The 15650-nt window shown below is 69.8% G+C and carries 14 protein-coding genes; 6 read left to right on the plus strand and 8 right to left on the minus strand.

What is annotated here, in order from left to right; all coding sequences use genetic code 11:
* The first annotated feature begins 16 nt into the window (after positions 1-16).
* The gene (locus tag WJU27_RS18170; protein WP_341422996.1) at positions 17-871 is read left to right on the plus strand and encodes a S1 family peptidase; all 855 of its coding nucleotides are present in this window, start codon (positions 17-19) and stop codon (positions 869-871) included.
* On the opposite strand, the gene WJU27_RS18175 is transcribed toward WJU27_RS18170, so the two are convergent.
* The 7 genes from WJU27_RS18175 to WJU27_RS18205 all read right to left on the minus strand — a co-directional run bounded on the left by WJU27_RS18175 (position 872) and on the right by WJU27_RS18205 (position 10338).
* Positions 872-2281, minus strand: a complete 1410-nt coding sequence (locus WJU27_RS18175) for a hypothetical protein (protein ID WP_341422997.1) — start codon at positions 2279-2281, stop codon at positions 872-874.
* Positions 2282-2348: 67 nt separating this feature from the next.
* The gene (locus tag WJU27_RS18180) at positions 2349-3476 is read right to left on the minus strand and encodes an HD domain-containing phosphohydrolase (protein ID WP_341422998.1); all 1128 of its coding nucleotides are present in this window, start codon (positions 3474-3476) and stop codon (positions 2349-2351) included.
* 146 nt (positions 3477-3622) lie between these two features.
* Positions 3623-4198 carry a nucleotidyltransferase family protein gene (locus WJU27_RS18185; protein ID WP_341422999.1) on the minus strand — a complete coding sequence of 192 codons (576 nt, stop codon included), beginning with the start codon at positions 4196-4198 and terminating at the stop codon, positions 3623-3625.
* 124 nt (positions 4199-4322) lie between these two features.
* Positions 4323-5351 carry an XdhC family protein gene (locus WJU27_RS18190; protein WP_341423000.1) on the minus strand — a complete coding sequence of 343 codons (1029 nt, stop codon included), beginning with the start codon at positions 5349-5351 and terminating at the stop codon, positions 4323-4325.
* A 63-nt stretch (positions 5352-5414) separates the two neighbouring features.
* Positions 5415-7625: a xanthine dehydrogenase family protein molybdopterin-binding subunit gene (locus WJU27_RS18195; RefSeq protein ID WP_341423001.1), complete on the minus strand. Its 2211-nt coding sequence runs from the start codon at positions 7623-7625 to the stop codon at positions 5415-5417.
* A gap of 11 nt (positions 7626-7636) precedes the next feature.
* Complete coding sequence (locus tag WJU27_RS18200) at positions 7637-8095, minus strand: (2Fe-2S)-binding protein (RefSeq protein ID WP_341423002.1); 459 nt, start codon at positions 8093-8095, stop codon at positions 7637-7639.
* A gap of 80 nt (positions 8096-8175) precedes the next feature.
* Positions 8176-10338, minus strand: a complete 2163-nt coding sequence (locus tag WJU27_RS18205) for a xanthine dehydrogenase family protein molybdopterin-binding subunit (RefSeq protein ID WP_341423003.1) — start codon at positions 10336-10338, stop codon at positions 8176-8178.
* 201 nt (positions 10339-10539) lie between these two features.
* On the opposite strand from WJU27_RS18205, the gene WJU27_RS18210 reads away from it, so the two are divergent.
* Positions 10540-11430 (plus strand): LysR family transcriptional regulator, encoded by an 891-nt coding sequence (locus tag WJU27_RS18210; protein WP_341423004.1) that lies wholly within the window; start codon positions 10540-10542, stop codon positions 11428-11430.
* A 19-nt stretch (positions 11431-11449) separates the two neighbouring features.
* On the opposite strand, the gene WJU27_RS18215 is transcribed toward WJU27_RS18210, so the two are convergent.
* On the minus strand, positions 11450-12208 hold the full coding sequence (locus tag WJU27_RS18215) for a ComF family protein (RefSeq protein WP_445928443.1): 759 nt from the start codon (positions 12206-12208) through the stop codon (positions 11450-11452).
* A 23-nt stretch (positions 12209-12231) separates the two neighbouring features.
* Between WJU27_RS18215 and bioB the strand changes: the two genes are divergently transcribed.
* The 4 genes from bioB to WJU27_RS18235 all read left to right on the plus strand — a co-directional run bounded on the left by bioB (position 12232) and on the right by WJU27_RS18235 (position 15566).
* Positions 12232-13212 (plus strand): biotin synthase BioB, encoded by a 981-nt coding sequence (gene bioB / locus WJU27_RS18220; RefSeq protein WP_341423006.1) that lies wholly within the window; start codon positions 12232-12234, stop codon positions 13210-13212.
* 91 nt (positions 13213-13303) lie between these two features.
* A complete protein-coding gene (locus WJU27_RS18225; protein ID WP_341423007.1) occupies positions 13304-14206 on the plus strand; it encodes a methyltransferase domain-containing protein in 903 nt (300 codons plus the stop codon).
* Positions 14203-14373 (plus strand): hypothetical protein, encoded by a 171-nt coding sequence (locus WJU27_RS18230; protein WP_304004409.1) that lies wholly within the window; start codon positions 14203-14205, stop codon positions 14371-14373. The genes WJU27_RS18225 and WJU27_RS18230 overlap by 4 nt, the downstream gene beginning before the upstream one ends.
* Positions 14370-15566, plus strand: coding sequence for an MFS transporter (locus WJU27_RS18235; protein ID WP_341423008.1), 1197 nt, complete (start codon positions 14370-14372; stop codon positions 15564-15566). Before WJU27_RS18230 ends, WJU27_RS18235 begins: the two co-directional genes overlap by 4 nt.
* The last annotated feature ends 84 nt before the right edge of the window (positions 15567-15650 follow it).

Consider the following 15650-nt stretch of genomic DNA (forward strand, 5'->3'; position numbering starts at 1 on the left):
ATTGCAAGGAGCTTCGATGACCCGCCCGAACCCTGTCTGCAGACTGTGCGCGCCACTGCTGGCGCTGCTGCTTCTCGGTGCCACGCCGGTTGCGGCCAGCGATGACGCACCGCCCGGCCTGCTCGACCGCGTGCCGGTGGCGGCGCGCACCGTGTTTCAGCTGTACGCGAAGAGCGAGCGCGGCACTGCCAGCGGTTCGGCGGTGATGGTCGGCCCTGGTCTGCTGGCCACCAGCTGTCACGTGCTGAACGACGCCACGCACGCAGTGGTGGTGCAGACCGGCGAGGCGCTGCAGGTTGCGCTGGTCGCCGCCGACTGGCGGCGCGACCTGTGCATCCTGAAGTCGGACATCATCAGCACGCGCGCGGCGCCGCTGATTCCGGCCAGCCAGGTGCGCAAGAAGGACGTCGTGTTCAGCCTCGGCTTCACCGGCGGCCGCTTCGCCTACGACCTGGGCGAAGTACGCCAGCTGTACGCGATGGACGGCAGCCGCGTCCTGCGCGGCAGCGCGGCCTTCGCCGCCGGCGCCTCGGGCGGCGGCCTGTTCGACGCCGAAGGGCGGCTGGTCGGCATCCTCACCTTCTACAAGCTGAGCAGCGACAAGAGCATGTTCTTTGCCATTCCGGCCGACTGGGTGCCGGAGGTGCTGGCGCGCGGCGTGCAGCCGAAGACGGCGGACGCGCGCCCGTTCTGGGCCGACGCCACCGACGCGCGCCTGCCCTTCCTGCAGGCGGTGCAGTACGAACACGAAGGTCGCTGGGACGCGCTGGCGCAGCACGCGCAGCTGTGGCTGGCGCGCGAGCCGGACGCGCCGGAGGCGCGCGATACGCTGGAACAGGCGCTGGCGCGCGCGGGTGGCGTGCCGCGCTGATCAGCGCGGGAGCTGCGCCACGTAGAGGCTGCCCTCCAGCTTCTGCACGATGCCCTTGCTGCCCAGCGGCGCCCACGTCAGTGCGTGCGCCTTCGCGTCGTAGCCGATGCGCTGCGGCGAAGCGGGTGTGCCTACAACGAGACGTCCGGCGATATCGTCGGCACCTACGCCGTCGCGGATCAGCGTAGCCTGCAGCGCCACCATGCGACCGACCGCCTGCGTGTCGTACAGGCGCAGCAGGTAGTCGCCGTAGTCGGTGGTGGCCAGCGTCAGCAGCAGCCGGCCCGCCGGGTTGTACAGCGCGCGCGACAGGTCGCCGTAGTCCGCCGCGTCCTGCAGGAAGGCGCGGTTCTGCGCCTGCAGCGCCGCCAGTCGTGCGTCGTGCGGACCGGCCAGCGCAGCGTCGAGCGCTGCCGTGTGCGTCGCCCAGTCGTTGAGTGTCGCGTCGCGCTTGTAGAAGGCGGGCAGCAGCAGCTGTTCGAGCAGCGACGGCGATTTGCCGTCGGCGAACACGGCGTTCGCCTGGCCGCTGCGCAGGGCGTTCATCGTGGCGGCCATCCAGCTCGCTTCCTGCCGGATGGCACCGCGCAGATCGAGTTCGGCGTCGCTGGCGTCGGCCAGCAGCGGCGTGAGCTGTGCTGCGTCCTTGACCGCGTCCGGCCAGCGATGCAGCCATTCGCCGAGCACCGTCAGATGCACGCGCAGGTGGCTGGTGCCGACCATCTTCTGGATCAGCGACGCGTCGGGGGCGGCCAGCAGGCGGCGCAGGAAGCCGGTCTGTGCGGCCAGGATGTCGAGCGCGCGTGCGCTGTCGTCGTTCTCCATCGCCACCGTCGCCTCGGCCAGCCTCAGGCGCAGCAGACCGGCCAGCGGACCGTAGGCGGTGAGCGGGGCGTCCGGGTGCGCCAGCATCTGCGCCTGGAAGCGCGGCTGCGCGACGAGGGTGTCGAGCCGGTCGAGTGCGGCGCGGTGCGCGTCGGACAGCGCGACGATCTGCGCTGCCTGCGCCAGCCAGCGCTCAACGCAGGCGCCGTGCGCCGGGTCGCACAGCGCCTGCGTGTCGGGCAGCGGCAAGGCATCGGCCGGCAGTTCGGGCGGCTGATACGGGCCGGCGTCGGCGCGGGCGAAGTGCGCGCGCGCGTGCGCCAGCCGCGCACGACCGAAGGCTGCACTGTCGCTGCCAGCCGGCGCGCGCAGGCCTTCGAGCAGCAGCGCGCCGTTGCCGGTTTCGTCGATGGCGGGGGGCGTATCGAGCAGGGCCTGTGCCGGCGCGCTGCGCGTGGCGTCCGGCAGCAGCCAGGCGATGGCGATCAGTGTCACCACCACGGTGGCGACTGCGGCAACGCCGATGACGAGGGCGCGCAACAGTCGCTGTGCGACCGAGCGGCGATGCGGCGTAGAGGTCTTCATCCGGTCCGGTCCCTGAATGTATGGCCGGATTCTATGCCGGTCTGGTGACGCGGGCGCCGCGCCGCCCTCAGTCGTCCAGCCCGAACAGCGCCTGGATCGCGCGCAATTCCTCGGCCGACTGTGCCAGCGCACCGACGCAGACCGGGTCCAGCTTGCCGTCGTCGGCCATGCGACGCAGTTCGGCCAGCGCGTCCTCGTTGCTCCACGGCTTCTTGTACGGTCGCTCAGAGGTCAGCGCGTCGAGGATGTCGGCAACCGCGACGATGCGCGCTTCGAGCGGGATCGCCGCGCCACGCAGACCGCGCGGGTAACCGCTGCCATCCAGCCACTCGTGGTGATGGCTGACGATGTTGCGCAGGATGGACAGATAGGGCGTTTCGGCCAGACCCGCTTCCTGCATCACTTCGTCGATCAGCTGCACGCCCAGTTCGACGTGGCCCTGCATCGTCAGCCGCTCATCCGGGGTCAGGCGGCCGGGTTTCAGCAGTACGCTGTCCGGAATGCCCACCTTGCCGATGTCGTGCAGCGGTGAGAACAGATACACGTGCTCGATGAACTCGTCGCCGACACCGAAGTGCGCGGCGACGCGCTGCGCGATCAGCCGGCTGTAGCTGGACATGCGGTCGAGATGGCGACCGGTTTCGATGTCGCGCAGATGCGCCAGCCCGCGCGCCACCTTCACCATGCCTTCGACCGCATGCGACAGGCTGAACACGTTCAGCACCGACAGCCGGCACAGCTGCACGTAGATCTGCAGTTCGTCCGGCAGGCGACCGTCGAAGGCACCCGGCTTGCGTGAATCGAAGAACAGGAAGCCGAGCAGCGTGCCCGACTGGTAGAGCGGCACTGTGTAGCTGCTGCGATAGCCGTGCGCCAGCAGCCAGGCGGTATGTTCGCCGTGCGGCAGCGGCAGCTGGGTGAAATCGTGGATGACGCGGGATTCGCGCTTGCCGGCCAGTTCGAGCAGCGACGGGACCTGTGCCAGCGGCCGCTCGTACAGCGACAGCGGATCGGTCACGTCGCTGCTGTTCACATAGGTCTTCAGCACGTCGTGGCGTGCGTCGTACAGCGTGATCGCAATGCGGTGCACCTGCGGATGGTGCTGGCGCACGCGTGCATGCAACCACTGCATCTGGGCGGTCAGCGATCCGCCGCTGTTGTCGTCTAGGGTTTCGAATGAAACCGTGTCGTTCATGGCCATGCTCCGGAATGCGCGGTGGCCCCGGGGCGCCGCGTTCTCGTTCGTCGTTTGGTCGGCCGCGCGTCGTGCTTGCGCGGACGTGCGCAGCCTACACCGGGCGCTGTGCATCTGTCATGCCGGGTGCGGGGGAACGAATGGTGTCAGCGTGCGCGCTGCAAATGATCCGGCAGGTCGATGTCGCGCAGCACACCGTCGTCGCCGGCTTCGATGAGCTGTACCGGATGCGTGCGCAGCAGTTCGCGCGCGCCGCTGTCGCCGCGCAGGGCCGCCAGCGCCGCACCGTGTGCCGCGCCGAAACCGACCGGGTGGCCGCGCTGGCCGGCGTGGGCCGCGGCGGCGATGCGCTCCGGCCGGTCGATGGCGGCAGCGACCGCGCGGATGGTGTCGACCGGCAGCCAGGGCATGTCGGCCAGCGCCACCAGCCAGCCATCGGCGCCGGCGCTGTCGCGCACCGCGTGCGCGAGCGCGCTGCCCATGCCCGCTTCGGCGTCGCGGCTTTCCAGTACACGGCAGCCGGCGTCGCGCAGCACCTCGGCCAGTACGGCGTGGCCGGGGCGGATCACCGCGATGCTGCCGGGCAATGCGGAGCACAGCGCGCGCGCGGCGTGCCAGGCGACGCTGCGACCGTCGGGCAGCGTGGCCAGCAGCTTGCTGCTGTGGCCGCTCGGATCGAAGCGCCGGCCGTAGCCGGCGGCGAGCAGGACGCCCTGGATCATTGCCTGATCGGCGGACGGCCGGGGTACGGCGTGCCGGCGCGCCGGACCGACGACGGAGGGGGGGGTCGTCTGCCCGGCGGCCGTACGCCGTTCGTGGTCGCGCCCGCCGGGGCGGGCGCGAGATTCAGTTCGGACCGAGCGTGCACGACGACAGCGTGTCGGCCGCGATGTCGAGCGCGGCCTTGGCGTCCCGCACATTCAACAGACTGTCGGCCGCGGCGCCGTTCTTCATCGCCACCAGTTCGGCGGCGATCGACACCGCGATCTCGGCCGGCGTGCGGCTGCCGATGTACAGACCGGCCGGGCCGCGCAGGCGGTCGATCTGTGCCTCGCTGAGGTCGAATTCCTTCAGCCGTTCGCGGCGCACGTCGTTGTTGCGGCGCGAGCCAAGTGCAGCGACATAGAAGGCGGGCGACTTCAGCGCCTCCATCAGCGCCAGATCGTCCAGCTTCGGGTCGTGCGTCAGCGCGATCACCGCGGTGCGCGCGTCCGGCTGCATCGCCATCACCACGTCGTCCGGCATGTCGCGCGTCAGCGTCGTGCCCGGTACCGCCCACTCTTCGCTGTATTCCTCGCGCGGGTCGCACACGGTGACCGCGAAATCGAGCGAACTGGCGATGCGCGCGAGGCTGCTCGACAGCTGGCCGGCACCGATCAGCAGCAGCCGGTAGCGGGGGCCGAACACGCTGATCAGCGTGTGGCCGTCGAAATGCAGTGCCTGGTCAGCGTGGCCGGCGTGCAGCGTGGCGCGGCCGCTGGCCAGATCGAGGCGGCGTGTGAGCAGTTCGCCGCGACCCAGGCGGGTGAGCAGTTCGTCCAGCGCGCCAGCGTCGGCCAGCGGTTCCAGCACCAGTTGCAGCGTGCCACCGCAGGGCAGCCCGAAGCGGCGTGCCTCGTCGGCGGTGACGCCGTAGCTGACCGGGTGCGCTTCGGTCGGCAGGCCGTCACGGCGCAGCCGGTAGATGAGGTCGTCCTCGATGCAGCCGCCGGACACCGAACCGACCGCGCGGCCGTCGTCGCGCAGCGCCAGCAGCGCGCCGGGCGGGCGCGGCGACGAGCCCCAGGTGCGCACCACGGTCGCCAGCATGACGCGGTGGCCGCCGCGCAACCAGTCGCGGGCGCGGGTCAGTACTTCGAGATCAAGGCTGTCCATATTTCATTCCTTCATGACGCGGGCGGCACACGTGAGCGGCCGCCCGCGGGGGCGATGCGCCGGTCAGGCCTGCAGCTGTTCGCCGATCGGCAGCGTGTGGATCACCTTGCCGGTGGCCGCACGCAGCGCGCTCGCCAGTGCCGGGGCCAGCGGCGGCACGCCCGGTTCGCCGACACCGGTGGGCGCGGCGGCCGACTTCACGATATGCACCTCGACCTTGGGCATCTCGTTGATGCGCAGCACCGGGTAGTCGTTGAAGTTGGACTGTTCGACCACGCCGTCCTTCAGCGTGATCGAGCCGGTCAGCGCGGCGGCCAGCGCGTAGCCGATGCCGCCTTCCATCTGCGCGCGCACCACGTCCGGATTCACGACGACGCCGCAATCGACGGCGCAGACCACGCGGTCGACCTTGAAGCTGCCGTCCTTCTGCACCGTCACCTCGACCACTTCGGCGACGAAGCTGTTGAACGACTCATGCACCGCGACGCCGCGACCGCGCTTCGCACCGTCGGCGGCCGGCGCCAGCGGCTTGTTCCAGCCGGCCTTGTCGGCGGCCAGCTTGAGCACGCCGGCGTGGCGCGGGTGCTTCTTCAGCAGCGCCATGCGGTAGGCGACCGGGTCCTTGCCGGCGTTCAGCGCCAGCTCGTCGATGAACAGTTCGGTCGCGTAGGCGGTATGGGTCGAGCCGACCGAACGCCACCACTGCACCGGCACCTTCACGTCGGCGTTGGTGGTGTGCAGATCCACGTTCAGATTGGGAATGGCGTAGGGCAGCGTGGAGGCGCCCTCGACCGAGGTGATGTCGACGCCGTCCTTGACCAGCATCGGTTCGAACGGCGAGCCGGCGATGATGGACTGGCCGACGATGCGCTGCTGCCAGGCGACCGGCATGCCCTTGGCGTCGAGCGCGGCGCGCACGCGGTGCAGGTAGATCGGGCGATAGAAGCCGCCGCGCATGTCGTCCTCACGGCTCCACACCAGCTTGACCGGTGCGCGGCCATTGATCGCCTTCACGATCTGCGCGGTTTCGAGCAGGTAGTCCGACTGCGGGTTGGCGCGTCGGCCGAAGCTGCCGCCGGCATACACCATGTTCAGCTTCACGCGGTCGGCTTCGATGCCCAGCGTCTTGGCGAGCGAGAACTGATCGACCGTGTGCAGCTGTTCGCCGTTCCACACCTCGCATTCGCCGTTCTCCAGCTTCATGACGCAGTTCAGCGGCTCCATCGACGCGTGCGCCAGGTAGGGGAACACGTATTCCGCCTCGATCACCTTGCCCGCCTTGGCCAGCGCGGCCTCGGCGTTGCCGTCGTTGCGTGCGTTCAGCCCGGGCGTCTTCGCGCGTTCGCGGTAGTCGGCGACGATGGCGTCGCTGCTGCCGCGGTAGGCCTGCGCCTCGTCCCATTCGACCTTCAGCGCGTCGCGGCCCTTCTTCGCGGTCCAGTAGTCGGATGCGAGCACCGCCACACCGTTCGGGATAACGACGACGTCGCTGACGCCCTTGATCGCGCGGGCCGCCTTGTCGTCGACCGACTTCACCCGGCCGCCGAAGCGCGGCGGGTGGGCGACCACGGCGACCAGCATGCCCGGCAGCTTCACGTCCTGGGTGAAGGTGGCGCGGCCGGTGGTCTTGGCGACGCTGTCCACGCGCGGTGCGCTGCGACCGATCAGCGTGAAGTCCTTCGGATTCTTCAGCTTCACGTTGGCCGGCACCGGCAGTTGCGCCGCCGCCTCGGCCAGTTCGCCGAAGCCGGCCTTGCGGCCGCTGGCGGCGTGCGACACGACGCCGTTCTTCACCGTGATCTGCGAGGCCGGCACTTTCCATTCCTTCGCTGCGGCGGCCACCAGCATGGCGCGCGCGGTGGCGCCGGCGCGGCGCATCTGTTCGTAGGAGTTGGCGATGGCGGTGCTGCCGCCGGTGCCCTGCGCCTTCCAGAACAGGTTGCTGTAGCGCTTGGCGTCGGCCGGTGCGCCCTCGACCGTCACGCGCGACCAGTCGGCATCCAGCTCCTCAGCCACCAGAGTGGCCAGGCCGGTGTACACACCCTGGCCCATTTCGAGGTGCTTGGACACCACGGTGACCGTGCCGTCGGTGCCGATGCGCAGGAAGGCGTTCGGCGAGAACTCGCCGTCCACCATCGCGCTGCCGGCGTGACCGGGACCGCCGACCTCGGCCAGTGCAACGGTCGGCGCGACGATGGCGAGTGCCAGCCCGGCGCCGCCCTTGAGGAAGCCGCGGCGGGTGGTCTGGAATGCATTCTCGATGCGGAAATTCATCTGTGCGCTCCTCAGGCCAGTGACTTGGCGGCTTCGTGGATGGCCGCGCGGATGCGGACATAGGTGGCGCAGCGGCACAGGTTGCCGCTCATCGCGGCGTCGATGTCGGCGTCGGTCGGCTTCGGATTCGAAGCGAGCAGCGCGGTGGCCGACATGATCTGGCCGGACTGGCAGTAGCCGCACTGCACGACGTCCAGCTTCTGCCAGGCGGCCTGCACCGCGGCGCCGACCTTGGCTTCGCCGACCGATTCGATGGTGGTGATCTTCTTGCCGGCGACGGCCGACAGCGGCGTTACGCAGGAGCGCGTGGCCTGGCCGTCGACATGCACCGTACAGGCGCCGCACATCGCGATGCCGCAGCCGAACTTGGTGCCGGTCATGTTCAGGCCGTCGCGCAGCGCCCACAGCAGCGGGGTGTCGTCGGGCAGGTCGACCGCGACGTCGCGGCCATTCAGATTGATCGTTGCCATGGTTGAGCCCTCATCGATGGCGGTCGGGCCGCCGGTGGTGGTTGGAATGCGCGGGCGGCGCCCGCAGTTCAAATGGAAAATCAGGCTGTCTTCAGTTGCCCGGCGATCGGCAGCGTGCGCACGCGCTGGCCGGTGGCGGCGAACACCGCGTTCACCACGGCCGGAATCGCCACCGAAGTGCCGGGTTCGCCGACGCCGCCAGGCGCTTCGGCGCTGGGCACGATGTGGACGTCGATCTGCGGCGCTTCGTTCATCCGCATCATGCGCACGTCGTGGAAATTGCTCTGCTGCACGCGGCCGTCGGCCAGCGTGATCTCGTTCCACAGCGCGGCGGTGAGGCCGAACATGATGCCGCCCTCCATCTGTGCGGCGACGGTGAGCGGATTGACCGCGAAGCCGCAGTCGATGACGCAGGTGACGCGGCGCACGCGCACTTCGTTGTCCGTGTTCACTTCGACTTCGGCGACCTGGGCGACGCGGCTGCCGAACACGTGCATCAGCGCGATGCCGCGGCCGGCGCGCGTACCGGCGGTGGCCTTCAGCGGGGTGCCCCAGCCGGACTTCTCCGCCGCCAGGTCGAGCACGGCGCGCGTGCGGGCGTCCTTGACCAGTGCGCGGCGGTAGGCCACCGGGTCCTGTCCGGCGGCAGCGGCCAGTTCGTCGATGAAGCCTTCAACCACGAAACCGTTGCGGGTCGGACCGACGCCGCGCCAGAAGGCGGTCGGCACTGCCGGCGGCTCGACCCGCTGGTACTCGACCTGCATCGCCGGAATGACGTACGGCAGTTCGACCGCACCGTCGACCGCGTCCGGATCGATGCCGTCCTTGAATGCCGGCGGGAAGAAGCGGGCCATGATGGATGAGCCGGCGACGCGGTGCGTCCACGCCACCGGCATGCCTTTCGCATCGACCGCTGCGCTGATGCGGTCGAGATAGGGCGGGCGATACATGTCGTGCTGGATGTCTTCCTCGCGCGTCCACACGACCTTGACCGGGCCGCGCACCTGCTTGCCGATGGCCACTGCCTGGGCGATGAAATCGACTTCGAGCCGGCGACCGAAACCGCCGCCCAGCAGATGGTTGTGGATGCGTACCTGCTCGGGCTTCAGGCCGGCGGTCTGCGCGGCCACCGCCTGCGCGATGCCCGGTACCTGGGTGCCGACCCAGACGTCCAGGCCATCGGCCTTCAGGTCCACCGTGCAGTTGATCGGTTCCATCGTCGCGTGCGCCAGCATGGGCTGGCGGTAAATGGCGTCAATGCGGCGGGCGCCGGTCTTCATCGCGGTCGCCGCGTCGCCGGCCCTGTGGGCGATGGCGCCCGGACCTTCGGACGACTTTTCGAGGTGAGCGAAGATCTGCGCGGTGTCGAGCTTGGCGTGTGCGCCGTCCTTCCAGCGCGGCGCACAGGCGGCGAGGCCCTGCTTGGCGGCCCACATGTGGTCGGCGACGACGGCCACCGCGTTGTCCAGCTTCACCACCTGGCGCACGCCTTTCACCTTCTGCGCGGCCGCGTCGTCGACACCGGCCAGCGTGCCGCCGAACACCGGCGAGGCGGCGACGGTGGCCACCTTCATGCCGGGCAGTACGACGTCGATGCCGAAGCGTGCGCTGCCGTTCACCTTGCCGGCGGCGTCGATGCGGCGCACCGGCTTGCCGACCAGGCGGAAGTCCTTCGGGTCCTTCAGCGTTACGGCCGTGGGCACCGGCAGCGTGGCGGCGATATCCACCAGTTCGCCGTAGCCGGCGCGGCGTCCGCCGGCTGCGTCGATCACCGTGCCGTCGCGGGTGGTGAGCCTGGCGGCGTCGGTATTCCACTTCTTCGCCGCCGCCTGGACCAGCAGCGTGCGCGCGGTCGCGCCCGCTTCGCGCATCGGTTTCCAGGCGCCGCGTATCGAGGTCGAGCCGCCGGTGATCTGGGCGCCGATGATGGGGTCGGCGTACTTCGGGTCCGGCGGCGCGTGCTCCAGCTTCACCGCGTCCAACGGCACGTCGAGTTCTTCGGCGATCAGTTGCGGGATGGCGGTGTAGGTGCCCTGGCCCATTTCGACCTTGTGCATCACCAGCGTGACCACGCCGTCGCGGCCGATGCGGATGAAGGCGTTCGGTTCGAAGCGTGCGTTCTCTGCGGCCAGCGCGCGTGCGCCCGGCAGGCTCAGTTCGATCAGCAGGCCGCCGCCGGCGGCCGCGCTCAGCTTGAGGAAGCTGCGTCGGCTCAGGCCGGTGCTGGGGGCAATGATGTTCATGGGAATACCTCCGTACTGCGGAAACCCGCGGGCGAATCAAAGGCGGCGCATCGGGGCGAGGCGTCGTCGCGCTCGTTGACCGGGGCGGGGTGTGTCCGCACTTTCGCACGACACAGTGCGAAACATAGTCGCTTTGTTTTTTTAGATCGACGGGGTAATCTTTCAAGCCATATGAAGCAGAACTTCAAACTGGAGCCCGCCATGCTGCCGGCGCTGAGCGCTTTCGAGTGCGTGGCGCGGCATGCGAGCTTCACCCGTGCGGCGGCCGAGCTGGGCGTGTCGGCGTCGGCGCTGTCACAGAGCGTGCGCACGCTGGAACAGCGGCTGGGCGTGCGACTGCTCACCCGCACGACGCGCAGCGTGTCGCTGACCGAAGAGGGCGAGCGCTTCTACGATGGCGTGCGCGTCGGGCTGGATGAACTGGGCGCGGCGCTGGACAGCCTGGCCCAGTCGCAGGGACGGGTCACCGGCACGCTGCGCATCAATATGCCGCGCCCGGCCTACCGGGTGCTGATCGCGCCGCATCTGGCCGGATTCGCGGTGCGTCATCCGGATGTGCAGCTGGAACTGGCGCTGGACGACGGGCTGGCCGACATCGTGGCCGAGCGCTTCGACGCCGGCATGCGCCTGACTGACACGATAGAGGCCGACATGGTGGCGGTGCGCATCGGCGGGCCCAACCGCATGATCACCGTCGCCGCGCCGGACTATCTGGCGCAGCGGCCGCCGCCGCAGTCGGTGGACGATCTCGGCCGCCACGAATGCGTGCGCTACCGTTACGCGTCGAGCGGTCGCACGATGCGCTGGATATTCCAGCGCGACGGCCGGCCGCTCGAGGTGGAGGTCGATGGTCGCTACATCGTCAACGACGCCGACGCCGAAATCGATCTGGCGCGCCGTGGCCTGGGCATGGTGCAGACGCTGGATTCGCTGGTGGCCGACGATCTCGCGCGCGGCACGCTGCGTGCCGTGCTGAGCGATGTCGCGATGCCGATGTCGGCGATACACCTGTATTTCCCGAGCCGGGCGCAGATGCCGGAACGCCTGCGCGCCTTCATCGATTACTTCCAGCAGGCGAACGAGGCGCGCTAGGGCCGCCTCAAGCGCTGCACTAGCGCCCGCGCAGCTTCGGCGTGCGCGCCAGCACCAGATTGGTCACCGTCAGTGCGCCGCCGGCTTTCAACACGCGGGCGACCTCGTGCAGGCTGGCGCCCGTGGTGAGCACGTCGTCGATCACCGCGACATGCAGCCCGGCGACCTCGGCGCGCAACGCGAAGGCGCCGCGTACGTTGCGCCTGCGCTGCGACCAGGCGCGATCGCGCTGCGGTGGCGTGTCGTGCAGACGCTGCAGGCCGAAGGCGTCGAAGCGCAGCCCTGCGTTCCGGGCCAGCAGGCGGCCGATCTCGACCGACTGGTTGAAGCCGCGTTCCGCCAGCCGCCGCGGGTGCAACGGCATCGCCAGCAGCAGGTCCGCCGGCGGCAGGCCCAGCGACAGCAGCGCATCGGCGAACAGCCCGGCCAGCGGCAGCTGGGCGCGGAACTTCAACGCGTGGATCAGCCCGTCCGCCGGCTCGGCGTAGGCCCACACGGCCAGCGTCGCGTCGAAGGCGGGCGGATGCTTCAGACAGCGGCCGCACACCTGTGCTGTCGGCACCGGCAGCGCGCACACCGGGCAGTGCGCCGCTGGCAGTCGCGGCAGCTCGTTGCGGCAGCCGGCACACAGCAGCGCCTTGCCGGCAGGCAGGCCGCACAGTCTGCATTCCTGCGGCAGCAGCAGGTCAAGTACCCGGCGCGCCGGACCGCCGATCACGCGCTGCAACATGAAGTGCCTGTTTTCGAAGAAAATGGCGGCTTCGCCGTTCCGGCGCATTCGCGTGCGCCCGTCTTGTACTCATGCACACCCAGGTCATCCATCTGCCGCCGTCCTCCCGTTCGCAAGCGCCCCAGCGCTGGACCACCGAACAGGTCGAGGCGCTGTACGAACTGCCGTTTGCCGATCTGATGTTCCGCGCACAGACGGTACATCGCGAGAACTTCGATGCCAATGCCATCCAGCGGTCGACGCTGCTGTCGATCAAGACCGGCGGCTGTCCGGAAGACTGCGGCTACTGCCCGCAGTCGGTGCGTTACGACACCGGCGTCGCCAGCCAGGAGCTGATGCCGATCGACGAAGTGCTCGAAGCGGCCCGTGCCGCGAAGGATGCCGGCGCCACCCGCTTCTGCATGGGCGCGGCCTGGCGTGGTCCGAAGGACCGCGATGTCGAGAAGGTGGCCGAGATGATTTCGGCGGTGAAGGGCCTCGGCCTGCAGACCTGCGCCACGCTGGGCCTGCTGCGCGAGGGCCAGGCCGAAAAGCTGAAGGAAGCCGGCCTCGACTACTACAACCACAACATCGACACCGCGCCCGACTACTACGGCGAGGTGATCGGCACGCGCACCCAGGAAGACCGTTTCGACACGCTGGAAGCGGTGCGCGAAGCGGGCATGAACGTGTGCTGCGGCGGCATCGTCGGCATGGGCGAATCGCGCCGTGCGCGCGCCGGCCTGATCGCCACGCTGGCGTCGATGGACACGCCGCCGGAATCGGTGCCGATCAACAATCTGGTCAAGGTCGAAGGCACGCCGCTGGCCGATACGCCCGACCTCGATCCGTTCGAGTTCGTGCGCACGATTGCCGCTGCCCGCATCACGATGCCGAAGAGCTACGTGCGCCTGTCGGCCGGCCGCGAGCTGATGAGCGACGAAATGCAGGCGATGTGCTTCCTCGCCGGCGCCAATTCGATCTTCTACGGCGACAAGCTGCTCACCACCGGCAATCCGCAGGCCGAGAACGATCGCCGTCTGTTCGAGCGGCTGGGTATCCGTTCGACGTGAGCGCCGCTCGGCCGCCCGAAGTCGCTCAGCCCTCCCTCGGGGAGGTGTCGCGCAGCGACAGGAGGGTCGTCTGATGCCGCAGGGGGTGGCGATGACCTCTTCAGTCCCGCCAGACTTTGCGCTCGACGCCCGTGCAGTCGCACGCGGCTTCGAGCGTGCCGCCGGTCGTTTCGACAGCGCGGCGGTGCTGCACCGGGAAGTCGCCCGCCGGATGGCCGAGCGGCTCGATCTGGTCACGCTGAAACCGCATCGCCTGCTCGATCTCGGCTGCGGCAGCGGCGCCGACCTGCAGCCCTTGCGCGCGCGCTATCCCGACGCACTGATGACCGGTCTCGACCGTTCGGCGGCGATGCTGGCACAGGCGGCTACCCGCACGCCGCGCTGGCGTCGCTGGCTGCCCGGCGTGCTGGGCGGCAGCCAGACCGCAGTCGTGCAGGCCGACATCGCGCGGCTGCCGATCGCTCCGCGCAGCCATGACATGGTGTGGTCCAACATGGCGCTGCACTGGCTGCCCGATCTGCCGGGCGCATTGCGCGAGGTGCAGCGCACGCTGCGTGTCGGCGGCCTGTTCATGTTCTCGATGCTGGGTCCGGACACGCTGCAGGAACTGCGCGCAGCGCTGGTCGAGGCCGGCCTGCACGGCCGCGTGCACCGCTTCATCGACATGCACGACGTGGGCGACATGCTGGTCGAAGCCGGCTTCGCCGAGCCGGTGATGGACATGGAGCACATCACGCTCACGTTCGCGTCGCCGGCCGACCTCTACCGCGACCTCGCCGACACCGGCAGTTTCGGCGCGCTGGCGACACGTCCGCGCGGGCTGCTGACGCCGCGCGCGAGGTCCCGGCTCGACGCGGCGCTGCTGCGCCGGCTCGACGACGGCCGTCTGCCGGCAACCATGGAAATCATCTACGGACACGCCTGGCGCGGCGAGCCGAAGCAGACCGAAGACGGTCGCGCCATCATCAAGTTCGAGCGCGGAGGTCGGCGATGAACGAGAAGTCGGCTGCCCGGCTGAGCAGCAAGCGGCGCACCTTGAAGCCGCGCAATCCGCTGGCGACGGCGGCGCTGATGCGCAAGGGCGGCGAGCACGCGCGTACTGACAAGAAGGCCGGGCGCGCCCGCCAGAAGGCGGCCTGGCTGAAGTCGCGCGACGAGTGAGCGCGACCGTCGGCACCGCGCGCCTGACGCTGCTGATGTGCGCGGCCGAGGTGCTGGGCATGACCAGCCTCGCCGCCTACCCGTCCTTCCTGACCGAACTGTCGGCACTGTGGTCGCTCAGCGGCGCCGAAGCCGGCTTCATTGGCGGTGCCTTCTTCTTTGGCTACATGGTGGCCGTGCCCTTCCTGTCCGGCGCCACCGACCGCGTCGACGCGCGTCTCGTGTTCGTGCTGTCCAACCTGCTGATGGCGCTCGGCATGGTGGGCTTCGCCTTCGCCGCGCACGGGCTGTGGAGCGCGGCCTTTTTCCAGGCGCTCAGCGGCGCCGGGCTGGCGGGCTGTTACATGCCCGGCCTGCGCGTGCTGGCCGATCGCGTGCCGCACGACGCCGGTACCCGCCACATCGCCTTCTACACGTCGAGCTTCGGCATTGGCACCAGCGCCGCGCTGCTGCTGGCCGGCGTGCTCGGCCGTCATCTCGACTGGCACATCGCGGTGGCGCTGATGGCCATCGGACCGCTGCTGGCTGCCGCGCTCGTCTGGCTGAATGTCACCCACGTCGAGCCGCCGGCCGCGCACGAGGCGCGCTGGCTGCCGCGCTTCGGCCCGGTGCTGGCGCATCCGCGCGTGCGCAGCCTGGTCAGCGGCTATGCCGTGCATTGCTGGGAACTGTTCGGCCTGCGTTCCTGGCTGGTCGCCTTCATCGCTTTCGGCTGGACGCTGTCGGCGAGCACGCCCTGGCTGACGCCGACCGAGGCGGCGGCGCTGGTCATGCTGCTCGGGCAACCGGCCAGCATACTGGGCAACGAGGCGGCCAGCCGCTTCGGACGCCAGCGCTGGATCGTCTGGATGATGATCGCCTCCGGCCTCATGTGCTGGGTCGCCGGGGCCGCGGCCGGCGGACCGTGGTGGCTGCTGCTCATCCTGCTGTCGCTGTACAACGTGACCGTGATGGCCGATTCGGCCTCGCTCACCGCAGGGCTGGTGCACGCCGCGCCGGTGGCGCAGCGCGGCGCGGCGATGGCGCTGTACTCGCTGGGCGGCTTCGGCGCCGGCTTCGTCGCGCCGCTGGTGTTCGGTGCCGCGCTCGATCTGGGTGGGGGTACGACCGAGCCACAGGCGTGGATGTTCGGTTTTGGCACGCTGGGCGCCGGTTGCCTGCTGTGGGCGATGCTCGGGCGGCGGGCGGCATAGTTCCTTCGGATCATCGATGCGGGGGCGTGCAGCCACGCGACGGTCATGCTGGCGATCTAGTCTGATGTCTTTCGGTGTCCAGGG

It is taken from the genome of Methyloversatilis sp. NSM2, from assembly GCF_038066675.1.
Lineage (GTDB): Bacteria > Pseudomonadota > Gammaproteobacteria > Burkholderiales > Rhodocyclaceae > Methyloversatilis > Methyloversatilis discipulorum_A.